Below are 24133 nucleotides of genomic sequence, written 5' to 3' on the forward strand. Positions count from 1 at the left end.
CCGAGTTTGACGGGAGCCATGATGCGCGCACACCGTCCCACTGCGAAGCGACAGACCGCCTCGGCGCCGGCGCGCGCGTTCGAGATGGTTGCGCTCGGGGCGTCGGCGGGCGGCATCGATGTGTTGACCGGTCTGCTCGCCGCGCTGCCGAAAGATTTCATCGCCGCCGTGATGATTGTGGTGCACCTGCCGCCGGACCCGCCGAGCTATCTGGTGCAAAGCTTCAACCACCGCTGCGCGCTGCCGGTGATCGAGCCCGACGCGGGCGAACAGATTCTCGCGGGCCGCGTGTACGTAGCGCCGCCCGGTTATCACCTGCTGGTGGAAAGCGACCGCACCGTGGCGCTTTCCACCGAAGCCGCCGTGCGTTTCTCGCGGCCTTCGATTGATGTGATGTTCGAATCCGCCGCATGGACGTATCGCGAACGGCTGCTTGCGATCCTGCTCTCGGGCGCCAACGAGGACGGCGTGCGCGGCCTCGAAGCGGTACGCGCAATGGGCGGCCTTACCTGGGCGCAAGAGCCCGAAACCGCATCGTCGCCGGAAATGCCGCGCGCCGCAATCGAGCGTGGCGTAGTGGACGCCGTGCTGACACCTTCTTCTATCGCCGAAAGTCTTATCGGACTGCCGGCTTTTATTGACCAACAAGCCTGACCCGATGCCATGACGAATTCCACTGTCAACGTACTGATCGTCGACGACATCGCCCATAACATTACGGCGCTGCAGGCGTCGCTGACGCGGCCGGAGATCAACCTGCTGGTGGCCGATTCCGGCACCGCTGCGCTCGATCTGCTGCTCAAGCACGAAGTTGCGCTGGCGATTCTCGACGTCAACATGCCCGGCATGAACGGCTTCGAACTGGCCGCGCTGATGCGCGGCAGCCCGCGCACCTCGCACGTGCCGATCATCTTTCTAACCGCCACCGCCCAGGACGCGTCGCGCACATTTCGCGGCTACGAAGCTGGCGCGGTAGATTTCCTCTATAAGCCGTTCGACCCGCGCATTCTGCAATCGAAAGTCGATGTGTTCGTGCAACTCGAACAGCAGAAGCGCCAACTCGCCGCGCAACTGGTTACTACGCGGCAAATGCTCGAAGCCAACGAAATGTTGATGGCCGTGCTGAGTCACGACCTGCGCACGCCGCTTGGCGCAGTGCTGGCTTCAGCAGAATATCTGATGCGTATTGAAGCCGGCGACACCGTGACGAACACGGCGACGCGCATCAAGAACAGCTCGCTGCGCATGGCGCGCATGGTCGACCAGTTGCTGAATCTGGCGCGCCTGCAAGGTGGACGGCTGCATATACAGCCCCGTTCGACGGAGTTCGCGACGCTGTGCAAATCGGTGATCGAGGAATTCGCTACTCACAAGGGTGCCGGACAGATCGCCCTGCGTAGCGAAGGGGATTCTGCGGGCCGTTGGGACGTGGATCTGATGTGGCAGGCCGTGTCGAACCTGATCAGCAATGCGCTGCATCATGGTGAAGCGGGGGGCGAGATTGTGGTGAATGTCGACGCTCGCGCAGTTGGACACGTCACGCTCACCGTGACGAATCGCGGCACCATTGCGGCTGACGTGGTGCCCCATCTGTTCAAGGCGTTTGGTGCGAACGGTATCAACGGGCGGCGCGAAGGGCTCGGGCTGGGACTGCACATCGTGCGTGAGATCGTCCAGATGCACGGCGGCGAGGTTGCGGTCGAATCAGATGAGGCGCGCGGGACCGTCTTCCGGGTTGAGTTGCCGCGCACGGCCACGCTGGCGCGCGGCTCGTTGACGGGCCGCTGATCGCCCCTTGATGGCGCGCTAATGCTGCGGCGCCGCTTCCGCCTTTGCCTGCGTACGCCATTGCGCCGGCGTCATCCCTACCTGCTTCTTGAAGACCCGCTGAAACGCGGCATCCGACTGGTAACCCACCGCCTCGCCGATTTCCGCAATCCCCATGTTGGTTTGTGCAAGCTTGCGGCCAGCGAGCGCCATGCGGATTTCGGTCAGCACATCGCTCGCTGAGCGTCCGATTGCTTCATCGAAATGGCGCACAAAAGTGGCACGCGACATATGGCACAACTCGGCAAGCTCAGGCAGGCTCCACGGCTTGCCGGGTTCGTCGAACATCGCGGAGAGCGCCGGTTGCAAACGCGGACGTTGTGCAAGCGCCAGCAGACCGCGCGGCGGCTCGGCCGTGTCGCTGGCAAAACGTAGCGTCAAGGCGAAGAGGGCGCCGGACAGATGATTCACGAGCGTCTCGCTCGCCGGACCTTGTTCATGGGCTTCCTCGCGCATGAGTTGAATCAGACGTGCGAGGCGGCTCGTGGCAACCACGTTGTCCGTCAGTTCGTCGGGTGTGGCGTGGCCGTTTTCTCCGTGCGCCACACTGTGCACCAGCAGGCGGCCCGGCAGATGGTCGCGCAGCAAGCGTTCCGGCACGGCAGGCACGAGGAACCGCCCGCACAGAATGTCGACGCTTGCTCCCGTACCCTGGTTTGTTTCGATTTTCAGGCCATTCACCACACGAGCCTCTGAGACGGTCGGCGGCCCGCCAGCGCCGTCGTGCAGTGTGTGCGGCTTGCCAGCAGGAAACAGCACGATATCGCCTGCGCGCATGCGCAATGGCGCGCCGTGTTTATCCTCGATCACCGCTTCGCCGCGCAGCAGCACGTGATAGGGGATCTCACGCGCGTCCGCCGCGGGGTTATCTATCCGCCAGGGCGCCCCGAAATGGCAGCGCACGTCCAGCCGGCCGGCGACCGGCATCAGGGCGAGTAAGCGGCTTAGTAGATCCATGAGCAGGGGATGAGACGTTTGAGCATGAAGTTGCTCGATTGTGGCATTAAATTACTCCCCCTGTCTGCCTAAACTGACTCCCATGCCATACGACATGGCAAGCAGATAAACCTGAACATCAAGGAGTCAATCATGTCCCGTTTCAACGCAATCACCCCCGAAGCCGCAACCGGCGCCGCCGCAGACCTGTTCGCGAAGATCAAGAAGGCTGCCGGCAAAGTGCCGAATGCGTACGCAACCATTGGCACGTATAGCCCGGCCGCACTTGGCGCGGCGCTGAGTCTGGACGCCGTGCTGGCTGGCAGCAGCCTGGCCAAGCCGGAAATCGAAGCAATCAAACTTGCCGTGAGCGAAGTGGCAGGTTGTGACTACTGTATCGCCGCCCATACGTTGATGGGGAAGTTTGCCGGTCTCACGCCGGAAGCTATGAAGCAGGTCCGCGCGGATGAAGCGACCGGCGACGCAAAACGCGATGCGTTAGTGCACTTCGTTCACACGCTGGTGAATTCGCGTGGCACGGTCCCCGCAGCCGACGTCGACGCAGTTCGCGCGGCAGGCTACACGGAACAGCAGGTGATTGAAACGGCGTTGGCCATTGCTTCGATCACGTTCACAAACCTCGTGAACCGCATCAACGATACGACGGTGGATTTCCCCGCAGTTGCATGATCGCTGTCAAGTTGAACTGACCGCGTCGAGCAGGTGATGCGCGGGAAGTGTTTGGGCGCCCGATGGCTGCCGCTCGTTTGCGAGTGGGGTCCATTGGGCGCGTTTGTTTGTGCGTTTGTTTGTGCGTTTGTTTGTGCCTTTGTTTTTGCCTCTACGCTCGTATCTTCAACCCGAATCGAAGACTGCTTTCATCCTAACTATCCAGGGAATATCCATCTATATTTTGAACACCCGGTCGCTCCACATGAATCTGAACTACCCACGCACCCGCGTTCCTATTCGGACACGACCAGCCAACGGCGGAGGTCATGATGGCCAGCTATCAATGGACTGGAAATGCGCTGACGGGCAGGTTCGCGACAGCAGGCAACTGGAAGACTGCTACCACCAACCCCGCGACCGTGCCGCCAGGATCCAGTGACACTGCGATCATCGTTGACGCCGCGAATCCGATTGCCGGAACGGGTACTGCGCAGATCCTGAACTTCGGTGGCACCGACCAGGTAGAGGGCCACCTCGTGACGATGTTTGGTTGCCCCGTGAATGCAAATTTGACGCTTCTCCCGGGCAGCACGCTGACAACGCCCATGCTTCACCTCGTATTAAGTTTCCCACCCAACCCGGTTACCACCACCACCTGGACGATGACCGTCCGCGAGCATAGCCGTATTGCGATCTCGGGAGGCAACGCCCCGGACACCTATGCGATTCAGATCGCCAACATGGATAGTCCGCCTGGCACGGGCTCGCTGGTGGTGCAGGGCGCGCATGCCGTGGTCGACTGCGACAATCTGCCGATGTCCGTCGGACAGGCCGGGACCGGCGTCCTGACGATCCGGGACGGTGGCGTGGTCAGCGTCGGGAATGGCGATCCGCTTATTTATCCGTGGGCCCTGGTGGTTGGAAACCATTCGACCGGCAACGGCACGGTCGAGGTGTCGAAGGCGTCGCTTGTGGCACGCGGCCAGATCATTGTCGGCCGAGCATGCGTCGGCACGCTGAACGTGAACGAGGGAGGCTTGGTTGTCGCGAACGATATGACAATCGGCTGGTCAGCGCCGAGTCAATCGAACGCGAGCACGCCGACGGCGAGTATGCCGAACACGAGTCCGCCGAACCAGGGCGAGGGAAAAGGCTCGGTGACGGTCAAAGGGAAAGACGCCCGCCTTCTCATTGATAATTTGCTGGAGGTCCAGCATATGGGTGCGGGTTCGCTTACGGTCGCCGACGAGGGTTTCGTTTCAGCAGGCATTGGAATTATCGTGAACGGAACCTTGTCGCTGGCCGGCGGACTGATCCAGACCACGGCGTTGGGCGTCAACTCGGGCGGAACTCTAACCGGCCATGGGACAGTGATTGCTACCGCGGGGTTCAGCAACATGGGCGGGGCGATAACCGCCGAAACGCAACTGAACCTGATCGGGGATATCGACAACGGCGGCACGATCACGGTTGCTGCGGGCGGCGAGTTGCGGTGTGTCGGTTCGCTCGACGATACGGGCTCGATCAGTCTTCAGGCGAACAGTGTGGCATCGCTCGAAGCCGTAACGTCCAGTCAAACAATCAAGTTCGCCGGCAACGACGCCAGGCTCGTGTTACGAAGCCCCGGTCCCGGCGTTTTCTCGGGCGTAATAGAAGATTTTGCAAAGACCCATTCGATTGAACTTGAGACCGAAGCTAGCGGCTTTAACTTCGCAGCAGGCGTGCTCACCCTTACTCATCCTGCCAGTACCGTGGTGGCGGAGTTGCAGATGTCTGGCACGTATTCCCCATTCGACTTTAAGCTGGTGTCCGGCACGCACTCGGTGATCACGCTTACTTAAACAATGCTTGTGTCGTATCCGTTGGTCAGAATGAGTAGGGGAAATGACATTCCGTCGGCAGGTTATGCCTTTCCAGCCGCCCGGAAGTCAGTACTTCTGGTCAATTCCTCCTATGTGTCGAGGTCATACCGTAGATCCGCGACCTTCTTGCGAATCAGATCGAGCGCGTCTCCGCCGAGGACTAGATGCATCGGAGGCTGAGCGGATTCCAAAGCGGTAATGATGGCGTTGCTGCCAAGCACCGGGTCGCCCTGTTGTTTGCCGTGCGCTGAAAATACGCTGTCGCGCGCTTTACCAGCGGTATCAGCATAGGCCGACAGGCGCACGTTCGATCGCTTCAATGACGCGCCCCGAAAGTCGGTCCAAAACGCACCCGGCTCAACAACCATAACTCCCAGGCTAAAGGGCGCGATCTCCGTGGCTAGCGTTTCGGACAATCCCTCCACTGCGAACTTCGCCATATGGTAGAAACCGACCGCTGGGAAAGTCGTCAGCCCGCCAACTGAACTGATGTTGACGATATGTCCACGCCCGCGCTCGCGCATGCCGGGCAAGACCGCCTTGATCATGTTCCAGGTCCCAAAGACGTTGGTTTCGAACGTCGCCCGTACGTCGGCATCCTCGCCTTCTTCAATCGCTCCGAGGTACGCGTACCCGGCGTTGTTGACGCTCTTACGGGAGAGACATAACCATGTGCAAAAGTTAAGGCCTAGAAAACCTGCACCAATCGCAGCACATGCACGGTCCAACAACACTTCCTTCATGCGGATACGCGTTTCCTGGCCGTCCAGTTTTGATGGCCAGATCAGGCGTCGCCAGGCTCAAGGCTTCCGTCGTATTTCGGCAGGGCGTCAGCGATATGAATCCACTGAAGCTTTTGCGATATCCACGTGTGATGGGCCGGAGGAACCGCTTCCGGCGTGTCGAGACTACACGTCGAAATGTCGATCTCGCCGAGGAAATCTTCGTGTCGATAGGTGAGTCGTGTTCCACAGTCGGGGCAAAAATCGCGCAAAACGCTTTCACTCGATACGAGGCTCGCTGGTACGCCACGGACAAGCCGGAACTCTGAACTTTTGATGCTAAACCAAGCCACGAACGGAGCCGCGATTGCCCGGCGACAATCGGCGCAATGGCAAATTGTGGAGTCGAAGGGTGTCCCCGACACTTCATAGCGGAGCTTTCCGCAAAAGCAGCCACCTTTGAGCATTGCTTCCTCCCTGATGCGACAAAAGGGTATGCGTATAGAATCGCCCGCAAGACCTCATCTGGAGTTGTCCCATGCTTAGGGTACTCGAACCGGGCGACTACTTCGGCGCCACCGCCCAGCAATACAGCGATAGCGGTATTTCGATCGTGGAGACGCATTTCGCGACCGATCTGATTATTCCAGAGCACGAACACGTCAATCCTTTTTTCTGCTTCGTGCTGGACGGACACGGAACACGCTCCTGGTCGACGCGCCGCGGCACCGCCGGACCGATGTCGTTGACACTTTTCCCGGCAGGCGTACCGCACGCGAATTGTTGGTATGGCGCGGGCGGCAGGGCTTCACGTCGAGTTTTCGTCGTTGTGGTTGCAGCGGCTCGGTGCTCGCACCAGCGTGCTAAATCGTCCGGATGACTTTGCCAGCGGGGCGCCGGTGTCGCTGATGCGGCGTTTGGTCCGCGAATGCCATGAACAGGATTCGGCCACGCCGCTGGCGGTCGAAGGACTCGTACTGGAACTTCTCGCAGCCTGCGAGCGATCAGTCCCGCGTATGGGCGCTTTACACGGCTCGCGTCGATGGCTCGCTCGCGTGGAAGCGTTGCTGCTCGAACGCTTTCATGAGGCGTTAACATTGGATGAAATCGCCGCCGACAGCCACGTCTCAACGGACCACCTTTCGCGTGAGTTCCGCAAGCATTTTGGCGTGACGGTCAGTGAGTATGTGCGCCAGCTTCGGCTCGACTTCGCGTGCACGCAATTGGCCCGTGGGAGCGAGTCGCTCGCCGCCATCGCGGAGGCCGCCGGTTTCGCCGATCAAAGCCACTTCACGCGCGTGTTCCGGCGCCGGATGGGGCTGACGCCAGGCGCATACCGATCTCAGTTGCGCGCGGATCGCTCCTGTTCCAAAGATTGACGGTCCGGTACAAGACTGGGATCGCGGCTACGGCCTACAGTTGCCCTACCGTCCTGATGGACACGAATCTTCATGGAGATCGTTATGAGCAACGAGGCTTTTCCGTATTTGACACGTCTTGATGTTCTGCATGGCGCTGGCGAAGTGATCGATGTCGAGGCCCTCGTCCAGACGAACACGCATTGCTGGTACAACCAGACGCTGTGTCAGGTTAATGAGGCAGTCGTTCGGCTAGGCGTGGTGGAGGGTGAATACCACTGGCACAAACACGACACCCTGGACGAATTCTTCTATGTCGTCAGTGGGCACTTCCTGATCGAGCTGGAGGACCGGCTTGTTGATTTGCGTCCGGGCCAGGCGTTTGTCGTGGGCAAGGGCTTGCTGCATCGCCCTCGCGCGCCGGAGAAGACCGTTATCCTGATGGTCGAAGAGGCCGGGATCGTGCCGACCGGGGATTTGTGAGTGATCTCATAGCGGGTCGCGCCAAACGTTCACAAAGTTCTCGCACAACCTGAGGTAGTCTCTCTGCTACGGTTCAGCGGCGGCGGGTCTGCAGATCGACTCCGCCAGCCAGTACGACGACGGCTTTTGTGACCAGACGGAGGGTACTTACTGTGACTACGAAGAATGGCGGTACGCTGTATGTCCTGCAGGCACGTCCACCGGCGATCATCGCCCTGTCACCGGACGGTTCACACGAGGTCGTGCTCGCGAACCTTACGCGCACGCCCGACGGTATCAAGGTTGATCCCGAAAGCCAGGTGGTCTATTGGACCAATATGGGAACCGGCATCCACCTGATCGACGGCGATCCGGCTTCCGGCGCGGTTCCCCCCAACGACGGCACAATCGAAAGCGCGAAGCTCGACGGCAGTGAGCATCGTGTGCTGGTGCCTTCCGGGAAGGCCGGAACGCCCAAGGAACTCGTGCTCGACAAGGAGGGTGGCCACCTGTACTGGTGCGACCGCGAAGGCATGCGAGTCATGCGCGCGCGGCTGGACGGCACGGAGGTGACGGAACTCGTCCGAACGGGAAATTTCCCGGAGGATACGGCCGACGCGACCCGTCATTGCGTAGGCATCGTCTTGGACAAGGCACACGGGCATATCTACTGGACGCAAAAGGGAGCGCCGGATGCCGGCGAGGGCCGCATCTTCAGAGCTGGCATCGATCTACCGGCTGGTGCGGCACCCGATCGGCGCCCGGACGTCGAATGTTTGCTGGCCGATCTGCCCGAACCGATCGATCTCGATATCGATCACCGCGACGGCATGCTTTACTGGACGGATCGCGGCGACGATATGCATGACGGAAATACATTGAATCGCGCAAGAATCACGGCGTCCGGACTGGTCGATCGCGAGGTGCTCGCTCGCGAACTGAAAGAAGGGATTGGCGTGTCTCTCGACGCACCGGGGCGCCGGGCATTTGTGACCGACCTGGGTGGCAACGTGCGCGAACTGGACATCGATACGAAGGATGAGTCGCATTTCACCACCATTGCTCATCTGGGTCCGCTGACCGGAATCGACTACGCCGCCATCTAGGTTGGATTCCTCGGGACTGCCCGGACGTTTGCGGGCAGTCTTTTCATGTCGAAGCCGATTGTCACGCCAGCGCCCGTTGATCCATGGAAAGCGGCCGGGCGCCTCACCAGGGAACGACTTTTCCCAGATAATCAAGGTAATGCAAACCAGCGCGCCCCTCATAAGCCTCGATCGTGTTGACCAGGTTCGGAATGCTTTCTTCGATGGTCAAGCGGGCGGCAGGGCCGCCCATGTCCGTCTTGACCCATCCCGGCGCCATGATGAGCAAGGTCCGTGGAGACTCGGCGCTACGAGCGGCGAAGGTACGCATAAACATATTGAGCGCGGCCTTGCTCCCCCGGTAGACCTCAAAATTCGCGTTAGTGGCGTTTGTGATACTCCCTTGACCCGAAGACATGACACCGATCGTCCCAGTCGGCGGTACGAGGTCCTGAAACGCGTCAATGACCCTCATCGGACTTAGCGAGTTCGTCACCATCACGCGTACAAATTCCTCGGTCGAAACCTCCGCTAGCGTTTCATGATCGTCGTTTACGACACCTGCATTCACAAATAGCACGTCTAAACGTCGGCCTGTAACGCGTTCGCGCAGAGCGGTGATCTGCTCTGGAATCGTGATATCGACCGTTTCTACTTCGAGCGCCCCAGCAGACGCTTCTGCGACATGCCGAAGCTTTTCCGTAGAGCCAGTTCGTCCGGTGGCGATGACCTGGTAGCCGCGTTTCAGATACTCCTCGACCATTGCGAACCCCAGGCCGCGGGATGCGCCGATAAGGAGAACCGTTTTCTGCGAAGATGCGTTTTGCATTAGCGTTCCCTGTCAACGAAGCCGTTCTCGAACCTGAAAGCAACGAGAACGATCCTCTTAAGTGAGTCATGCAGCCAATGTAGCGGTGCAGAAGGGGAGGCGGAAGGCCCAACGAGCGCAACTCATAGATGCATCAGACGCCATACCTCGCCGCTACTTGCTACGATCCAGAAATGCCTGAACCCGACCTCAATCTCCTTTTCGCGCTCGATGCGTTGCTTACCGAGAAGAACGTAACGCGCGCTGCCCAGGCGTTGCAATTAAGTGCCTCGGCAATGAGCCGCACATTGACTCGTCTTCGTGCCGAGACCGGTGATCCGTTGCTGGTCCGGGCCGGGCGCCAAATGGTGTTGACTCCATATTCCGAAGAGATTCGTGAGCGAACACGACATGTCGTTGATGAGGCGCGTTCCTTGCTGCGCCCGTCGCCGGTGGTACCGGATTTCTCAACGTTACGACGAACCTTCACGATTCGTGCCAATGAAGCTTTTGTGGAAGTACTCGGCGCACCCTTGATCGCCGAAGTGGCTGCACTTGCGCCGCTTGTGCGTTTGCACTTTGCGTCTAAACCGGAAAAGAATGCGGCGTCTTTACGAAATGGTTCGGCCGATCTTGAGATTGGTGTCCTTGAGGAGATGGGGCCCGAAGTGCGCGTCCGGGCATTGTTTCGAGACCGATACCTGGGTGTGGTCAGAAAAGGGCATCCTCTGGAAACGGAACAGAAAGTGACCGCCGAGCGATACGCCGCGTTTGGTCACGTGGTTGCTCCGTATGGCCGTCAGATCATCGAGTCTCTTGACGCCACGTTGGCCCGGTTAGGGCTGGAACGAACGACCGTATCGATGGTTCCAAGCTTTCCGGCCGCGTTGGCGGTCGCTCGAGCGTCCGATCTGGTGGCGCTCCTGCCTGCGTCTTTCATGAACGCTCAGCTTGCCGAATCCGGCTCAGCCTGGTCGTTTGAGCTTCCCGTGGCGACGGATGGCTTTACGATTTCCCAGATGTGGCATCCTCGCTTAGAGGTTGATCCTGTTCATCGTTGGCTTCGGGAACTGGTGCTCAGAGTGTGTCGGCGGCAAGTGCCGCTATGAAGCGTGGAAACAGCAAACGCTGAGTTGAGGCCGGCGTTCTCGATGACCGACGCAACGAAGTCGATCGTACGAGGTGCGTCGCCCGAGCCGAATAACGACCCGCTGCGAATCCCGCCACATTTGTCACTCCCACCATTCGACGTCTGTCGACGAAACTCTCTCCCATGATCAACAGCGAGCGATAGGCGGGGAACGGTATCGCGTTCCAGCCCGGCGACACGAGAGATCGCTCTTATTCGGAGGTTGCGATGACTACGATTACGTCACCTGAGAAGGGTGGGAACGACGGACAGCCCGCCATGAAGACTCCACCGGTTGTGTCGCAGCAAGAGTGGGACGCCGCGCGCGAGCAACTTCTCGTCAAGGAGAAGGCATTGACCCGGGCCCGTGACGCGCTGGCCGCCGAGCGGCGACGGATGCCCTGGCTTGCCGTGGATAAAACGTATGTCTTCGAAGGACCCGAGGGCGAAGCGAGCCTGCTAGACCTGTTCCACGGTCGCCGCCAGTTGATCATCTATCGCGCCTTTTTCGAGCCGGGCGTCCATGGCTGGCCGGAGCATGCCTGCATTGGCTGCTCCCTGGGCGCCGACCAGGTGGCCCACCTTGCCCATTTGAACGCCCGCGACACGACCCTCGTGTACGCCTCACGCGCGTCGCAGGCCGACATCGCGCGGCTGAAGGCTCAGATGGGCTGGGAAATCCCCTGGTACACCGTCACCGACAGTTTCGACGCCGACTTCGGCGTGGACCAGTGGCACGGCCACAACGCGTTCATCCGCGACGGCGAGCGCGTGTTCCGCACGTACTTTATCAACGGGCGCGGCGACGAGGCGATGGGCACCGTCTGGAGCTATCTCGACATGACGGCGCTCGGGCGTCAGGAGATATGGGAGGACTCGCCGGAAGGCTACCCGCAGAGCCGGCCGTACAAATGGTGGAACTGGAACGACAGTTATGTCCCCGACGCTGCGCCGGACCCGAAGTGGGTCGAAGTGTCAGATGCAGGGGAGGCCGCGTTTCGGAAAGTCGACAGCTAGTATCCGACTAGTCATCGATTGGCGGCGCTTCGCCATCACAAGGTTTGTACGGTGAGGCTTTCCACGACATACGGCGCATATCGAAAGTCGCGAATCGCAACGATACGATCTTCGACCCAGTCGAGCAGGATCACATAAGCGATATCCGCGCTCGACACGTTTGGATCGCGGGCCAGCGGGACGGGGCGATTCTCTGTGCAGCCGGGGGTAAGCCAGCAGCCAGAGCTTTTCTCGTAACGGGTGAAGTAGACCGACACATCCTTGCGCCCAGCCAGACGGGTTCGATTTACCAGATCGAGCCGCACTTCCTCGGATAGCAGGTCGCGAAGCGCGTCGAAGTCGCGAGCATTGAAGCGGCCAGGCTCGGCATCAAGTCGTCCGGAGCGTCGACGAGTTCCCGAAGCCGACCACGGCCGCGATGCAGCGCGGCCTTAACGGCTGCCAGACTGACGCTGATCGGTTGGCAGATGCGCGGCAATAGCGCTTTGCCAACCATCGCCATCAACAGATCCGTCCGGAATAGACCGGTGGAAACCAAATATTTTGCATGCTCCTTGACTTCCTATTAGATGATGCATACCATCTAAAACATCGAATCACGGAGCAGTACGAATCATGAGGAAATCCAGGGTCGAAACCGCCGAGACACGCAGGCGCATCGTGGAAGTCGCAGCCGGGGAGTTCAGGGCCAAAGGCATCCATGCGACGGGGCTTGCCGACCTGATGGCCTCCGCCGGACTGTCGCATGGCGGCTTTTATCGCCATTTCGACTCGAAGGACCAACTGGTCGCCGAAGCGTGTGAGGCGGGGCTTAGCGGCATTGTCGTTGCGCTGGAAGCCGCGGCTGACGGATGCAACGGAGCGGACGGATTCAAAGCCGTCGTCGACGCTTACATGTCGACGGCCCACCGGGACACGCCGGAGGGTGGTTGTCCGCTTGCCAGCATGGGTAGCGAGTTAGCGCGTGCGGACGAAATTACGCGTGCGGCCGCGACCCGCGGGTACGACGAGCTTGTCGACATGCTGGCAAAGCGCATGGGAAATCCGGAGGAAACGGCGGACCGTTCGCGCGCTGTGTTCGCGCTCGCGGCCATGATCGGTGCTCTCACCATGTCGCGAATCATTGCGGACCCAGATGCATCCGCGTCGCTGCTGGAAGACGTCAAGCAACACGTAGAAGCAATCTAGACGATCCGGGCCGTCAAGGATCGCCGAGCGATTTCAGTGAAAATGTGTATATGCATAGATAGGGTGTCGAGGTGAGTTCCTGAGCACAGCAATATCAGATACGGGGGAGCGGATTCCTGCACTTGGTACGAGTGCTGTCATTTACGAATTGGAGGATTCATTGTGCAACAACGTAAATTCCTGATCACCGGCGCTACTGGCAAGACCGGCGTCCATACGGTCAACTACCTTCTTGAAGCCGGGCATGCCGTGCGCGCCATGGTGCGCAAGGAAGACGAACGTAGCGCCGCGCTTCGTGCCGCCGGCGCGGAAGTCGTGGTGGGCAATCTTCTCAACCACGACGACCTGATTCGTGCAGCCTCAGGCACGTCTGCAGCATATCTCTGCTATCCGGTGAGTCCCGGGTTCATCCAGGGAACCGCATACTTTGCGGACGCCGCGCGCCGCGCGGGCCTCGAAGTGGTCGTGGAAATGTCGCAGATTTCCGCCCGCGAAGATTCAAAGAGCAACGCTGCGCGCGATCACTGGATCGCCGAACGCATTCTCGACTGGTCGGGCGTGCCCACCGTGCACATCCGTCCGACGTTTTTCTCCGAATGGCTGATTTTTCCATGGGTGCTCGATACGATCGTCAAGGAGGGCAAGATCACCCTCCCTTATGGCACGGGACGCCATGCGCCGATCGCCGCTGAAGACCAGGCGCGCTTCATCGCCAAGGTTCTCATGCAGCCGGCCAGCCACATCGGCAAGACTTATGAACTCTGCGGCCCGGTTGAACTCGACCATCAAGGAATCGCGGACGCAATCGGCAAGGTCATCGACCGGAAGATCGTTTATAGCCCGGTAACGCTTGAGGAATATCGCGAGCACCTGCGCAAGTACCGCATCCCGGAGTTCACGATTCAGCATTTCATTGAAGTCGCTATCGATTACCAGAACGGTGTCTTCCAGGGGACCGACAGCATCATCGAGAAGGTCACCGGCAAGGCGCCGCAAACGGTCGAGGAATTTGTACGCGCAAACCGCCAGCTTTTCCAGGCCTGACCCGAACAAACATTGTGTAGTGCAAATTAAGGAGATTTAAAATGAAGATCAAGAATTCCATTGTGTTCGTGACGGGAGCAAGTCGCGGGCTCGGCCTGACCTTTGCGCGTGAAGCGCTCATCCGCGGGGCCGCAAAAGTCTATGCGGGTGTCCGTAACCCGGAAGGCTTCAATGAACCGGGCATCATCCCGGTCAAGCTCGACGTTACGGATCCCGACTCGGTCCTGGCGGCCGCAAAGATTGCGTCCGATGTGACGCTGCTGGTCAACAATGCCGGGATTGCGGAAGTTAGCGAGTCGCCATTCGCGGAAAATGTAGAAGAACAGGCGCGACGTATCTTCGAGACCAACTATTACGGCGTGATGCGGACGACGAGCGCGTTCCAGGCGTCGCTTCCCAGCGAAGGCAACGGGGCCGTGATTAATGTCCTCTCCGACGTCACGTGGAGAACGGTACCCATACTGACGCCCTATTCGGCATCGAAAGCGGCGGCCTGGAGCTATACCAACAACATCCGCCTGCATCTCAAGACGCGGAATATCTCGGTTGTCGGCCTCCATGTCGGCTTCGTGGATACCGACCTCACCAAAGGTTTTGATGTTCCGAAAGCGAGTCCGGTAGATGTCGTTCGTCAAACCTACGACGCTCTCGAGGCCGGCGAAAGTGAAGTTCTGGCCGACGCCGGCAGTCGCGCGTTAAAGCAGAGCCTCTCGGCCACCGTTTCGGGCTACATCGCTCCCGAGGTCCTTGAGGCATAGAAATGTATGAGGCGCAGTCCGCGAACTGACGAGCGGCGTAACTGAAGCCGGCCCGAACTGCGCCTCTCGCGGACGCGCACAGCATGATTCTGCACGACGCTTCGCTCGCCGGACCAACACGGTTTGTCTGGCGGGTAATGGAGCGAACTTTATACTGTCGTTCAACCTGGAGAGCAACCATGTCAGCCAACGGCGATCGCCACCCGTTCCTTGACGACCTCACTGCCGATGCTGTAATCACGAGTACGCTTACGCGCCGCCCAGTGTCAGGGCGCGAAAACGTAAAACGGCTAGTCGACGCAGTGGGGTCAATCTACGTATCGCAAACCGCGCTTTTCTATGGGCATTGCGACAACCGAAGCTTGCTTCAATACGAAGCTGAGTTCGGCAACGGCAAGACGATACAAGGAGTCGCTGTCATCGAGCGCAACGCGGATGGCAGCGTGCCGCGTGTTAGCGTCACGTTTAGTCCAATCGATTCCGCGCTGTCACTGGCCGCACGATTAGGTTCGCTGCTGGAACAAGATATGGGGAAAGATATTTTCCTTTGATTCGCGCCGCCCTAAACACGCTGTGGAATCGCCATGGCGAAAAAGTCGGTCGCGCGGCGCACGCGCGCCGGTACAAACCGACGTTTTGGCCAGACGAGGCTCACGTCTCTGACGTCGCTTATAAATTCGTCGAGAACCGTGATCACGTCCGGATGCCGGAGTTCATCGGCAAGCGAGACCTTGGCAAACAGGCCAATACCAACGCCGGCCAGAACACCCGCGCGGATCGTTTCGACACTGTTGGACGAAAGATTTCCGCGAACGGACACGCTGAATCGGCCTTCCGGTCCTACGAACGGCCAGTTCGCCGACTCCACCAGGCCGCCATATAAAAGGCAATTGTGATCGACGAGCTCAGCGGGGGTCTTCGGTATCCCTCGTTGTTCGAAGTACCGACGGGATCCGACGCATACGAGCGGGGTGCTAGCCACGCGCCTGACGACGGCGTCAGGATCGTCGACGGGGCCTACCCGGATCGCCAGATCAATCCGATCGTCCACCATATCTCGCACGAAGTCCGAAAGAACCAGATCTACCTGAAGGCCGGGATTGAGTGCCAACAGATCGGGTATCAGCGGAAGGATGTGAAGGCGGCCGAAAGTAGAGGCCACGGCGATCCTGATTGAACCCGAGACATCAAGCGTACTGCTGGTCAGTTCGCTGTCGGCTTCATCCATCTCGTCCACCAGCGGTTTTGTCCGCTCGTAGTATCTCTGCCCCTGGTCCGTCAGGGTCACACTGCGCGTGCTCCGGTTGAAGAGCATCACGCCGAGGCGCTTTTCCAGCGCGCCGACAGCCTTACTGACGACGGATTGCGACTCGCCGGTTCTACGCGCGGCGGCGGAAAAACCGCCGGCTTCGACGACGGCGATGAAGGCGTTCAATTCGTGAAACCGATCCATTGCATTCCCCTTGCGTGACCGATTCCTTTTAAGCATAAATCTTATGAAAAATCCACTGATTATCATTGCTGGCGCTGGCAATTACGATGTTTCTGTCATTCACGAACAGACAGGAGGTCTCAATGTCCACTCTCGCAGGCAAGATTGCCGTCATTAGCGGCGGCACGACCGGGATCGGTTTAGCGGTCGCCCAGCGCTTTGTCGCCGAAGGCGCTCACGTCTTTATCTTCGGCCGTCGGCAGGCACAGCTCGACGAGGCCACCAGACTGATCGGACGCAACGTCACCGCTATTCAGGCTGACGCCGCGAACCTCGATGACCTTGACCGGGTCGCTGCTGCAGTTAGGGAAGAGAAGGGCGTCGTCGACATCATCGTGTCGAACGCGGGCTTCACGGAGCAGGCTTCGATCGACACCCTCACGCCTGAGCATTTCGACAAGGCATTCAACCTCATGGCCCGCGGCCCCGTCTTCCTTGTGCAAAAGTTGCTGCCGATGATGACAGCAGGCGGATCGATCGTTCTGGTCTCGTCGGCCATGCACGGCATGGGCATTCCTGGCCACACCGCCTACGCGGCGACCAAGGCGGCGTTGCGTTCCTATGCTCGCACCTGGGCTGCGGAATTCAAGGATCGCGGCATTCGCGTCAACATGCTCAGCCCTGGCGTAACCGATACCCCGATTCTCGACTCCCAGTCGGAGACACGAGAGGATCTTGTGAACATGTACCAGAGCATGGTCCCTCTCGGTCGACTCGGCCGCGCGGAGGAGATTGCCAACGCGGCGCTCTTCCTCGCGTCCGACCAGAGTTCCTACATGACCGGTGCGGATCTGATGACCGATGGTGGCATCGGCCAGGTCTGAGACCCTACACAAAGGAGATTTCAATGAGCTACGCAATCATCGGACTTGGCAAGATCGGCACGGCCATCGCTCAGGCGTTCGCTGTTCAGGATATCGAAGTAGTTGTGGCAGGCAGACGACCGCTGGATGCGGCGGCGGCGCAGATCGGCGCGTCGCTGGTCCCCCAGCGGCTAGAGGACGCGGTCAAGGCCGACGTCGTCATCCTGGCCGTCCCCTATGCCACGCATCGGGATATCGGGCGGGCTGCCGAAAGCTGGCAGGGGAAGATTGTGATCGACGCCACCAACGCGTTCGGCATTCCCCCGGAGGAACTGGGTGGGCTGCCGTCGACCGCGGCCCTTGCGAAATCGTTCCCGGGGGCAAAGGTGGTGAAGGCCTTCAACCATCTGCCAGCGGGGGTGCTGGCGCAAGGGGCGAGGACGCCCCAAGGGGGCCGGCGAGTCGTGTTCATCTCCAGTGACGACAACGCAGCTAGCGCCTCAGTGTCCACGCTCGTTGACCGGCTCGGCTTCGCCCCGATCGAACTGGGGAAGACCGGCGAGGGCGGTCTGCTCATCCAGGCACGGGGCAACACGTGGGCCCAACTTGTTTTTCAGGACCTGGCCAAGTTCGATTAAGCGAAGTTCGAGCGGGATGAAGACATCGACATGGGCATACTGGACGGGGTATAGCCATCGTCACGGGCGCGCCAGGAAGAACGCAAACCCTATGCAGCTGGCTTTGCAGCTATCTTACACATCTCATCGATAGTTAAATTTGGTTGTTAGAAAACGTTTGCGCACGATCGCCGTACCCTCAAGTCCTCCCCTACGCTTCCGTTAACAAGTCTGTCGACCCGGCGGGGATGTTCCGAGGCTGGCCGCCTCTGGAACTCCCCTCACTCACACTGTAACGAGGAGATCGCATGCCTGCCTCGCGCAAGACCTGGCGGCGGCGGGAATGCTGGAGGCCGAGATGTAGATGCGGCCGCAGCGGCAGTCTTTCGACGCAGCCATGGCGGCCGGGACCGGGGCGACAAGAAAGCAGCACTCTGACGGCGATTTTCCATAATTTCTAACGCGTTTGAGATGACAGACTCCGTATTTTTGGCTCGCCAACCGATTGTTGACCGAGCCGGCGCTGTAGTTGCCCAGGAACTTCTGTTTCGGGACTCCGCACCCAGCAATTCCAACATCGTCGACGGATTCGCACGCACGGCCGCAGTGATCGAACGCACCTTTGGCGACCTGGGAGTTGATGCGGTCCTGGCGGAGGCCGATGGTTCCATCAATTGTACGGGCGAGTTTCTGAACTCTGATTTTCTGGCGATGCTTCCACCGGAGCGGTTCATCCTCGAAGTTCTGGAAGATACAGAATTGACCGCCGAACTGGGAATGCGATGCGCCGAACTCAGGCATGCCGGATTTCGGATCGCGCTTGACGACGTTCGCTCCATCACACCAGCGCTGACCGATTTTCTGCCTTACGTCGATATCGTGAAACTCGACTGGCCCTTCATTCCCGAAGAAGAGCTCGCTGGGCTTGTTTCGTACTTTAAACGGCAAGGCAAACTGGTGCTCGCGGAAAAGGTGGAAGAGCGAACCGAGCACGAAGCAGCGCTAAAGCTCGGATGCGACTTGTTTCAGGGGTATTTCTTCGCCAAGCCGCAACTGATCTCTACAAAAAAAATGCCTTCTGCATTTGCGGCGGTGTTTCAGGTGCTTAACCTGCTTATCAATGAAGCCCCCACTGATCAACTTGAACGCAGCTTGAAATCGGCGCCATCGCTGGTCCTGCAGATACTGCGCCTTGCTAACAGCAGCGGACTCAATCGCTCGTCCATCCAGCCGATCACGTCGATCGGTCAGGCCGTTTCGCGCGTAGGAACCCGGCAACTCGTGCGCTGGTGCTGCATTCTGCTGTATGGAAACGGCAGCGCCAGCCCTGAAGCGATCGATCCTCTCATCCAGCTGGTCCACCGACGAGCCGCCTTTATGGAGCGCGTGGGAAAGGCGCAGGGTATGGACATGGAATTTTGCCAGGCAGCCTATCTAACCGGACTGCTATCGCTCGCGCACATACCGAACGGACTTCCAATTGATATGTTGGTATCCTCACTACCGCTCAGTGAAGATATTCGACAGGGCATTATGAATTACACCGGACCTCTGGGGATCCTTCTTTCGATTGCCGAAAAACTGGAGCAAGGTGAAGCGTTGGGCGTACGGCCCGAGTACGAGATTTTTGGCGCGGAAGTCAATACGCAACTGGTTCCGCTGTTCTGGCAAGCCTGACGATACGAGTCGAGTAGCCGCGGCAAGTTTTGCGTTTGTTTCATCGTTTGCCTGTCCAGGAAAACCGGCGGCCCCGCAGCCCGGTACGCGCTGGCGCTTTCTACTGCGGGGGAGGCGGGTTCAAGAGCTTACTCAACGGCTTCAGTGGGCCCATTGGGAGGAGCGAGAATGTCATTAAGTGCGCTTTTCCCAAGGGAAGTGCCTCAAGCATTTCATGCGCTTGACTGACATCCGTAACGTTCAGGATGAACGCCACTCCAGCCCGGTCTTGCAGTGAATACCACTGGTCAATCTTGCCCTCGAGGTAGAGCTGCGCCGTCTCGCGAACTTCGGCCGGAAGAATGTGTTGGACAAGTTGCATGTCCGTGCCCGGCGCAAAGGTGCCAATCGCCAATATCTTCGTGGTGCCAATGACGCCACCATGTCGTCTCATCGTCGTCGGCAGCCCTGCCTACTTCGCGGAGCACAGCCGGCCCACTCACCCGAACGACCTGCGCCAACATGCATGCTTGCGATGGCGGCGATCCAACGGCGCGCTCGCGCTATGGTCATTCAACGACAACGACCAGACGATCGAGATCGCCGTATCCGGCCCCCTCATTGCCAGTGGCTTTCCCACCACGCTTGGCGCGGCGATAGAAGGCCTGGGCGTTGCCCAGTTGCCTGAGCCGCTGGCCGCTGCTGGGTTGAGATCGGGAAAACTGGTACAGGTGCTGGAGGCCTACGCGCCGGTGAGACCGGGGATGTTTCTCTGCTATCCAGGCCACCAGCAGATCATGCCGAAGTTGCGCGCGTTCATCGATCATGTGAAGAGCCGCACGGCAGGCGATGGCAAAGTCCGGGTACAAGCTGACGCGAAGGGCGCCGGGTCGCGAAAAAGAGGCTGATAGTCTGCGTTTGACCTGTCGGCTAGCCGGCGCCTGAGATTCCCCGAACTGCTTCCATCCGAACTGGCAACCGGCCGCCGCAATGGGAAGGCTCGGTCCACGGAAGTCCATCTGAGCATCCACTGGGACCAATTTGGCCCACGGGCAAATCGACATCTGAATGTCTGGGACTCACTCGCATGGTGCCGAGGAAGCCTCAACCCCGGACCGCCGCAGTAACCACAATAAGAGCCGAGAAGATCAGCGCCGGGGCGAGATGCCGGAACGGCTCCCGATTTCGTAGCAATGTGAAGAGCGCGCCAATCATGATCGCACCCGCCAACGTTAGGCCTAAGACTCTGGTTTGTTGTCCAGGAAGAAGTGCTGCGCTGAACAGTTCGAGAGCGCCACAGAGGAAGCGAAACCATGCCGGGTAGCCCCAGCGTGCGAAGTCGCGCTTCACCGCGCCGCGTCCTGCGAGATTGACCAGCCCAGCAACCACGAACAGAACCGCTACGATCATCGCGAGAATCGATTCGAAAGATGCAGTGTTTAGCGCCATCGTCATGCTCCGTTGCTTTGCTGAAAGTGTGTCTGTACTGAGAGGTCCGCAATCAGACCGGGGCCGTGGGGTTCCCACGCGAGAACTCGCCGGGCATGCTGGCCGCTTACCGTCTGGTCGAGCGCGAGTGCGTCAGCAAATGGCCCAAGCGATTTGCGAGCATCGTCGAGCGGCCATAATTCGACGCGGTCGGCGCCGACCGAGGCCCGAATCGCTTCGCCCATTTCGGCAACGGCAACGGCATCTTCCGCGACCACGTTGAAGATCTGTCCCGTGACTCGACCGTCCCCGCTTCCCGCTCGCTCCACCGCGCTCAGATATGCCGTGGCGAGATCATCGACGTGCACGGCAGGCCAGTAGTTGCGACCATCGCCCACGACTCTCACACTGCCGGTCTGACGGACCATGCCGGCAAGCATGCCGAAGATGCCGCCACCGTACCCGTGCACCATCGCCGGCCTGAGGATTACCGCGGCAATCGAGCGGCGTGCTGCCAGCGCCTGCACGTGTTGCTCCACTGCGGGCCGCCAGGCGACGAGCGGGGTGGGGTTCAGCGCCGATGCTTCAGTCGCGGACTCGCCCTCCGTATTGCCGTAGACCCAGGTGCCCGACGTATAGACAAACGCCGCGCCCGGATGCAAATGCGAAAGCATCGCCTCAGCCGCGGCCTTGTCAGCAGCAGCGGCAGAAGCATCGTTGGTCGACGCCATGTGCACCACGCCATCAGCGGCACCGGCAGTTGCAGCGAAAGACTGTGGCTCACGCAAGTCGCCGCGATGCAGTTTCACGCCGAGCCGTGCCAGCGCGCTCGCGGCCGCCGACCTGTCGTCGCGCACCAGCGCCGTCACCAGATGGCCGAGGCTGATTGCCTTGCGCGCGACCGCTTGCCCGATGTAGCCCGTACCACCTGTGATGAACAGTTCCATGGCGTACTCCTCGATGATTGCCTGCGAAGTTGATAAATCACACGAACGAGACTTATCGGTCTCGTTTCGACAAATCTAAACGAGACTGACCAGTCTTGTCAACTACTCGACGATCTGTTATTTATCTGCCATGAACACGTCCTCCCTCCCCGACCTGAGCCCGCTGCAACGCCGTAAGCGGTCCGCCATCCTCGACGGCGCGAAAACCGTTTTTTTAAGCCAGGGTTTCGGCCTGGCGACGATGGACGATGTCGCCGCGGCCGCTGGCGTCGGCAAACAGACGGTCTACCGCCACTTCAAGTCGAAGGAGGCGCTCTTCGTTGGTCTGGTGAGTTCGATGTGCGCTCAGGTGGGTGGACTTCTTGCCAGCACTCAGGACGAGCAATCCGATGGATCACCGGAAATCGAGTTGCGCGAGTTGGGAGGGGTGTTGGCACAAATCCTTATCGAGCCGGATTATCTGCGGCTTTACCGGGCTATCGTTGCTGAGGCCGAGCGTCTTCCGCAACTCGGCCAGGTGTTTTACGAAAATGGTGCAAAGGTCGTGCGTGCCTTCGCCGCAAAAATTCTGCGAAATCGATTTGACGAATCGACTGCTGCATTGCGGGCTGCGACATTCGTTCAGTTGGTGTTAGGCGACGCGTATCTGGAACTGTCAATCGGCTACACGGTGCCCGATGTCGAAGCGCGTTTTGCGCTGCAGATTGACGAGGCGGTAGCGGTTGCACTTCGCTAAGGAGCGCCACGTAAGATTTCGGGCCACTGCATGCGGAGCGCAACAGCGTGTAGCGCGGGTGGCAAGGCACCGCGCTTCCAATTCCGAACGCAGTCGCGCACCGGTTTCCGCGCGACCCAGGCGTGTTTTCAAAATTGTGAATATCGTTTTGTGGCCGCACTGGGATGGATGGCCATTTTCACAAGCCGTAATAAATAGAAACTTGTTGTGTGTGTGGTAATTATCCAGAATGGCGGCGCTCGGCGGATTGTTAAGCTCGCGCTTTGCGCATCAGAAAACCAGAGGCTGTAGCGGCCGATGACGACACGGCTCATCAACGAGCCCAGAATTATTAAAAAAAGGGGAACACAATGCGGACTTTTCTACGCGCGGCTGTTGTCGTGTGGTGCACCGTATTTTTAAGTGCTTGCGGAGGTGGGTCCGGCAGTTCGGGTTCGACCGGAGCCACGACGTCGCCTGTTACCCTGGGGGCCGGTTCCAGCATGACCATGGCGGCGAACACTTCCGTGAAGGTGCCTGCTGGGACTACCGTTACTGCGCCGAACGGCACGATCGTAACGATTAATGGGTCATCAGATACCGTCATTACACAGGCGGGCGCAGTCGTCACCGTACCCGCCAGTGCAACAGGCCCGGCCAACAATGTTGTCACCACCGGGCAGGCATCCGGTAGTAGTCTCTCGACGTCCCCGTTGACGGTTACCAGCCTCGCAGGTTCGGCTACCACAAACCTTCAGCCTGTCGACGGGACGGGAGCAGCCGCCATTTTCTGGGGCGGCGGCCATCTTGCGATGGATTCGTCTGGAAACATTATCCTGTCCGATCGAGGCCACCTTCGGGAGGTCACGCAGTCAGGCGTGGTCACCACATTGACGACTCAAGGTTCTTGGGACGGCGTTGCAATCGACCCCTCTGGCAACGTTTACGGATCGGGAGACGTTCAGCTTATTGCAAGCTCGCCACTGACATTGGGAGCGTCGCTGCAAGAATTCTCGGCATCGGGCACTTACCAGCAATTATTCGCGAACTGGGAAACCTCGGGCACCAGTTCGTCAGTCGGCTTCGGTGGCCTCGTTATGGACAGCAAAGGGGCGCTGTTTCTAGCGGATGAAGTGAACAACCGTATCGTGAAGTTTAACGTCGGCAGCAACACCTGGGCGGTTTTTGCCGGCAGCGGCACCAGTGGTAATCAGGACGGGGTAGGTACTGCTGCCACATTCACGCTCTCTGCGACGCCCGACCTTGCAATCGACAGCAACGACAACCTTTATGTGAGAAGTCTGGACACGGTTCGGGAAATCGCACCGGACGGCACAGTCACAACTGTCGCCAGCCAGTTGCAAACGGCAGGCACGATTGCCGTCGACAAGTCGGGAAACATCTACGCGGCGGGCGTTCAGGTGATCTACCGTGTTGCCAGCGATGGCAGCGTCGTATCGTATCCGTTCACGAACACGACGGACTTTATTACCTCACTGGTCACCGACGCCAGCGGCAATCTTTATGCCGGTACGCGAGGTATTGGAGCGCAGATCTTCAAGATCACCTTCCCGAATGACTGATCGCGGCTTCTAGCATGCTGTCTC

Annotated in this window: 28 protein-coding genes and 1 pseudogene; 20 read left to right on the forward strand and 9 right to left on the reverse strand. The window is 59.5% G+C overall.

Annotated features, from left to right (window positions below):
• The first annotated feature begins 18 nt into the window (after positions 1-18).
• Both WCA85_RS05945 and WCA85_RS05950 read left to right on the forward strand, forming a co-directional pair.
• On the forward strand, positions 19-654 hold the full coding sequence (locus WCA85_RS05945; RefSeq protein ID WP_424062239.1) for a chemotaxis protein CheB: 636 nt from the start codon (positions 19-21) through the stop codon (positions 652-654).
• 9 nt (positions 655-663) lie between these two features.
• A complete protein-coding gene (locus tag WCA85_RS05950) occupies positions 664-1788 on the forward strand; it encodes a hybrid sensor histidine kinase/response regulator (protein WP_424062240.1) in 1125 nt (374 codons plus the stop codon).
• Between the two features lie 18 nt (positions 1789-1806).
• Here WCA85_RS05950 and WCA85_RS05955 read toward each other — a convergent pair whose 3' ends face one another.
• The gene (locus WCA85_RS05955; protein WP_424062241.1) at positions 1807-2784 is read right to left on the reverse strand and encodes a cupin domain-containing protein; all 978 of its coding nucleotides are present in this window, start codon (positions 2782-2784) and stop codon (positions 1807-1809) included.
• Positions 2785-2916: 132 nt separating this feature from the next.
• Between WCA85_RS05955 and WCA85_RS05960 the strand changes: the two genes are divergently transcribed.
• Positions 2917-3453 carry a carboxymuconolactone decarboxylase family protein gene (locus WCA85_RS05960; RefSeq protein WP_424062242.1) on the forward strand — a complete coding sequence of 179 codons (537 nt, stop codon included), beginning with the start codon at positions 2917-2919 and terminating at the stop codon, positions 3451-3453.
• A gap of 311 nt (positions 3454-3764) precedes the next feature.
• Positions 3765-5276 carry a hypothetical protein gene (locus WCA85_RS05965; RefSeq protein ID WP_424062243.1) on the forward strand — a complete coding sequence of 504 codons (1512 nt, stop codon included), beginning with the start codon at positions 3765-3767 and terminating at the stop codon, positions 5274-5276.
• Between the two features lie 110 nt (positions 5277-5386).
• Here WCA85_RS05965 and WCA85_RS05970 read toward each other — a convergent pair whose 3' ends face one another.
• Both WCA85_RS05970 and WCA85_RS05975 read right to left on the reverse strand, forming a co-directional pair.
• The gene (locus WCA85_RS05970; protein WP_424062244.1) at positions 5387-6040 is read right to left on the reverse strand and encodes an SDR family NAD(P)-dependent oxidoreductase; all 654 of its coding nucleotides are present in this window, start codon (positions 6038-6040) and stop codon (positions 5387-5389) included.
• 41 nt (positions 6041-6081) lie between these two features.
• On the reverse strand, positions 6082-6486 hold the full coding sequence (locus WCA85_RS05975; protein WP_424062245.1) for a GFA family protein: 405 nt from the start codon (positions 6484-6486) through the stop codon (positions 6082-6084).
• A 71-nt stretch (positions 6487-6557) separates the two neighbouring features.
• Between WCA85_RS05975 and WCA85_RS05980 the strand changes: the two genes are divergently transcribed.
• The 4 genes from WCA85_RS05980 to WCA85_RS05995 all read left to right on the forward strand — a co-directional run bounded on the left by WCA85_RS05980 (position 6558) and on the right by WCA85_RS05995 (position 8945).
• Positions 6558-6899 (forward strand): hypothetical protein, encoded by a 342-nt coding sequence (locus WCA85_RS05980; RefSeq protein WP_424062246.1) that lies wholly within the window; start codon positions 6558-6560, stop codon positions 6897-6899.
• Between the two features lie 175 nt (positions 6900-7074).
• Positions 7075-7398 carry a helix-turn-helix transcriptional regulator gene (locus WCA85_RS05985; protein WP_424062247.1) on the forward strand — a complete coding sequence of 108 codons (324 nt, stop codon included), beginning with the start codon at positions 7075-7077 and terminating at the stop codon, positions 7396-7398.
• A gap of 84 nt (positions 7399-7482) precedes the next feature.
• On the forward strand, positions 7483-7860 hold the full coding sequence (locus WCA85_RS05990; RefSeq protein ID WP_424062248.1) for a cupin domain-containing protein: 378 nt from the start codon (positions 7483-7485) through the stop codon (positions 7858-7860).
• Between the two features lie 152 nt (positions 7861-8012).
• Entirely contained in the window at positions 8013-8945 is a 933-nt protein-coding gene (locus WCA85_RS05995; protein WP_424062249.1) for a hypothetical protein, read from the forward strand.
• A gap of 103 nt (positions 8946-9048) precedes the next feature.
• Here WCA85_RS05995 and WCA85_RS06000 read toward each other — a convergent pair whose 3' ends face one another.
• Complete coding sequence (locus tag WCA85_RS06000; protein WP_424062250.1) at positions 9049-9753, reverse strand: SDR family NAD(P)-dependent oxidoreductase; 705 nt, start codon at positions 9751-9753, stop codon at positions 9049-9051.
• A gap of 173 nt (positions 9754-9926) precedes the next feature.
• Between WCA85_RS06000 and WCA85_RS06005 the strand changes: the two genes are divergently transcribed.
• Both WCA85_RS06005 and WCA85_RS06010 read left to right on the forward strand, forming a co-directional pair.
• Complete coding sequence (locus WCA85_RS06005) at positions 9927-10841, forward strand: LysR family transcriptional regulator (protein WP_424062251.1); 915 nt, start codon at positions 9927-9929, stop codon at positions 10839-10841.
• Between the two features lie 248 nt (positions 10842-11089).
• Complete coding sequence (locus tag WCA85_RS06010) at positions 11090-11878, forward strand: DUF899 domain-containing protein (protein WP_424062252.1); 789 nt, start codon at positions 11090-11092, stop codon at positions 11876-11878.
• Positions 11879-11913: 35 nt separating this feature from the next.
• Here WCA85_RS06010 and WCA85_RS06015 read toward each other — a convergent pair whose 3' ends face one another.
• Both WCA85_RS06015 and WCA85_RS06020 read right to left on the reverse strand, forming a co-directional pair.
• Positions 11914-12183, reverse strand: a complete 270-nt coding sequence (locus WCA85_RS06015; RefSeq protein WP_424062253.1) for a hypothetical protein — start codon at positions 12181-12183, stop codon at positions 11914-11916.
• Positions 12165-12380 (reverse strand): hypothetical protein, encoded by a 216-nt coding sequence (locus tag WCA85_RS06020; protein ID WP_424062254.1) that lies wholly within the window; start codon positions 12378-12380, stop codon positions 12165-12167. The genes WCA85_RS06015 and WCA85_RS06020 overlap by 19 nt, the downstream gene beginning before the upstream one ends.
• Positions 12381-12493: 113 nt before the next feature.
• Here WCA85_RS06020 and WCA85_RS06025 point away from each other — a divergent pair, with 113 nt between their 5' ends.
• The 4 genes from WCA85_RS06025 to WCA85_RS06040 all read left to right on the forward strand — a co-directional run bounded on the left by WCA85_RS06025 (position 12494) and on the right by WCA85_RS06040 (position 15419).
• On the forward strand, positions 12494-13066 hold the full coding sequence (locus WCA85_RS06025) for a TetR/AcrR family transcriptional regulator (RefSeq protein WP_424062255.1): 573 nt from the start codon (positions 12494-12496) through the stop codon (positions 13064-13066).
• A gap of 162 nt (positions 13067-13228) precedes the next feature.
• Positions 13229-14110 carry an NAD(P)H-binding protein gene (locus tag WCA85_RS06030; RefSeq protein ID WP_424062256.1) on the forward strand — a complete coding sequence of 294 codons (882 nt, stop codon included), beginning with the start codon at positions 13229-13231 and terminating at the stop codon, positions 14108-14110.
• Between the two features lie 41 nt (positions 14111-14151).
• Positions 14152-14868, forward strand: a complete 717-nt coding sequence (locus WCA85_RS06035) for an SDR family oxidoreductase (RefSeq protein WP_424062257.1) — start codon at positions 14152-14154, stop codon at positions 14866-14868.
• Between the two features lie 83 nt (positions 14869-14951).
• Positions 14952-15419: a hypothetical protein gene (locus tag WCA85_RS06040; RefSeq protein ID WP_424062258.1), complete on the forward strand. Its 468-nt coding sequence runs from the start codon at positions 14952-14954 to the stop codon at positions 15417-15419.
• Positions 15420-15430: 11 nt separating this feature from the next.
• Here WCA85_RS06040 and WCA85_RS06045 read toward each other — a convergent pair whose 3' ends face one another.
• Positions 15431-16321: a LysR family transcriptional regulator gene (locus tag WCA85_RS06045; RefSeq protein ID WP_424062259.1), complete on the reverse strand. Its 891-nt coding sequence runs from the start codon at positions 16319-16321 to the stop codon at positions 15431-15433.
• 122 nt (positions 16322-16443) lie between these two features.
• On the opposite strand from WCA85_RS06045, the gene WCA85_RS06050 reads away from it, so the two are divergent.
• The 4 genes and pseudogenes from WCA85_RS06050 to WCA85_RS06065 form a co-directional block, all read left to right on the forward strand.
• Entirely contained in the window at positions 16444-17184 is a 741-nt protein-coding gene (locus WCA85_RS06050) for an SDR family NAD(P)-dependent oxidoreductase (RefSeq protein WP_424062260.1), read from the forward strand.
• Between the two features lie 23 nt (positions 17185-17207).
• Entirely contained in the window at positions 17208-17801 is a 594-nt protein-coding gene (locus tag WCA85_RS06055; protein WP_424062261.1) for an NADPH-dependent F420 reductase, read from the forward strand.
• A gap of 450 nt (positions 17802-18251) precedes the next feature.
• Positions 18252-19457 (forward strand): EAL and HDOD domain-containing protein, encoded by a 1206-nt coding sequence (locus tag WCA85_RS06060; protein WP_424062262.1) that lies wholly within the window; start codon positions 18252-18254, stop codon positions 19455-19457.
• A 389-nt stretch (positions 19458-19846) separates the two neighbouring features.
• Positions 19847-20344: pseudogene (locus tag WCA85_RS06065) on the forward strand (LysR substrate-binding domain-containing protein); the annotation flags it as partial.
• A 196-nt stretch (positions 20345-20540) separates the two neighbouring features.
• Here WCA85_RS06065 and WCA85_RS06070 read toward each other — a convergent pair.
• Together WCA85_RS06070 and WCA85_RS06075 are read right to left on the reverse strand one after the other, a co-directional pair.
• Positions 20541-20891, reverse strand: a complete 351-nt coding sequence (locus WCA85_RS06070) for a DoxX family protein (RefSeq protein WP_424062263.1) — start codon at positions 20889-20891, stop codon at positions 20541-20543.
• On the reverse strand, positions 20888-21811 hold the full coding sequence (locus WCA85_RS06075) for an NAD-dependent epimerase/dehydratase family protein (protein WP_424062264.1): 924 nt from the start codon (positions 21809-21811) through the stop codon (positions 20888-20890). Before WCA85_RS06075 ends, WCA85_RS06070 begins: the two co-directional genes overlap by 4 nt.
• Before the next feature lie 130 nt (positions 21812-21941).
• Here WCA85_RS06075 and WCA85_RS06080 point away from each other — a divergent pair, with 130 nt between their 5' ends.
• On the forward strand, positions 21942-22547 hold the full coding sequence (locus tag WCA85_RS06080) for a TetR/AcrR family transcriptional regulator (RefSeq protein ID WP_424062265.1): 606 nt from the start codon (positions 21942-21944) through the stop codon (positions 22545-22547).
• Positions 22548-23035: 488 nt separating this feature from the next.
• Entirely contained in the window at positions 23036-24109 is a 1074-nt protein-coding gene (locus WCA85_RS06085; RefSeq protein WP_424062266.1) for a hypothetical protein, read from the forward strand.
• Positions 24110-24133: the final 24 nt, after the last annotated feature.

Source organism: Paraburkholderia sp. (assembly GCF_049581445.1).
GTDB lineage: Bacteria > Pseudomonadota > Gammaproteobacteria > Burkholderiales > Burkholderiaceae > Paraburkholderia.

Coding starts and splice junctions, on each gene's coding strand:
- WCA85_RS06080 (WP_424062265.1), top strand. CDS start 21,942: ATGAACACGTCCTCCCTCCCCGACCTGAGCCCGCTGCAACGCCGTAAG.
- WCA85_RS06005 (WP_424062251.1), top strand. CDS start 9,927: ATGCCTGAACCCGACCTCAATCTCCTTTTCGCGCTCGATGCGTTGCTT.
- WCA85_RS06070 (WP_424062263.1), bottom strand. CDS start 20,891: ATGACGATGGCGCTAAACACTGCATCTTTCGAATCGATTCTCGCGATG.
- WCA85_RS06020 (WP_424062254.1), bottom strand. CDS start 12,380: ATGGCGATGGTTGGCAAAGCGCTATTGCCGCGCATCTGCCAACCGATC.
- WCA85_RS05960 (WP_424062242.1), top strand. CDS start 2,917: ATGTCCCGTTTCAACGCAATCACCCCCGAAGCCGCAACCGGCGCCGCC.
- WCA85_RS06040 (WP_424062258.1), top strand. CDS start 14,952: ATGATTCTGCACGACGCTTCGCTCGCCGGACCAACACGGTTTGTCTGG.
- WCA85_RS06010 (WP_424062252.1), top strand. CDS start 11,090: ATGACTACGATTACGTCACCTGAGAAGGGTGGGAACGACGGACAGCCC.
- WCA85_RS05975 (WP_424062245.1), bottom strand. CDS start 6,486: ATGCTCAAAGGTGGCTGCTTTTGCGGAAAGCTCCGCTATGAAGTGTCG.
- WCA85_RS06050 (WP_424062260.1), top strand. CDS start 16,444: ATGTCCACTCTCGCAGGCAAGATTGCCGTCATTAGCGGCGGCACGACC.
- WCA85_RS05990 (WP_424062248.1), top strand. CDS start 7,483: ATGAGCAACGAGGCTTTTCCGTATTTGACACGTCTTGATGTTCTGCAT.
- WCA85_RS06035 (WP_424062257.1), top strand. CDS start 14,152: ATGAAGATCAAGAATTCCATTGTGTTCGTGACGGGAGCAAGTCGCGGG.
- WCA85_RS06000 (WP_424062250.1), bottom strand. CDS start 9,753: ATGCAAAACGCATCTTCGCAGAAAACGGTTCTCCTTATCGGCGCATCC.
- WCA85_RS05970 (WP_424062244.1), bottom strand. CDS start 6,040: ATGAAGGAAGTGTTGTTGGACCGTGCATGTGCTGCGATTGGTGCAGGT.
- WCA85_RS05955 (WP_424062241.1), bottom strand. CDS start 2,784: ATGGATCTACTAAGCCGCTTACTCGCCCTGATGCCGGTCGCCGGCCGG.
- WCA85_RS06025 (WP_424062255.1), top strand. CDS start 12,494: ATGAGGAAATCCAGGGTCGAAACCGCCGAGACACGCAGGCGCATCGTG.
- WCA85_RS06085 (WP_424062266.1), top strand. CDS start 23,036: ATGGCGGCGAACACTTCCGTGAAGGTGCCTGCTGGGACTACCGTTACT.
- WCA85_RS05950 (WP_424062240.1), top strand. CDS start 664: ATGACGAATTCCACTGTCAACGTACTGATCGTCGACGACATCGCCCAT.
- WCA85_RS06055 (WP_424062261.1), top strand. CDS start 17,208: ATGAGCTACGCAATCATCGGACTTGGCAAGATCGGCACGGCCATCGCT.
- WCA85_RS05980 (WP_424062246.1), top strand. CDS start 6,558: ATGCTTAGGGTACTCGAACCGGGCGACTACTTCGGCGCCACCGCCCAG.
- WCA85_RS05945 (WP_424062239.1), top strand. CDS start 19: ATGATGCGCGCACACCGTCCCACTGCGAAGCGACAGACCGCCTCGGCG.
- WCA85_RS06045 (WP_424062259.1), bottom strand. CDS start 16,321: ATGGATCGGTTTCACGAATTGAACGCCTTCATCGCCGTCGTCGAAGCC.
- WCA85_RS06075 (WP_424062264.1), bottom strand. CDS start 21,811: ATGGAACTGTTCATCACAGGTGGTACGGGCTACATCGGGCAAGCGGTC.
- WCA85_RS05965 (WP_424062243.1), top strand. CDS start 3,765: ATGGCCAGCTATCAATGGACTGGAAATGCGCTGACGGGCAGGTTCGCG.
- WCA85_RS06060 (WP_424062262.1), top strand. CDS start 18,252: ATGACAGACTCCGTATTTTTGGCTCGCCAACCGATTGTTGACCGAGCC.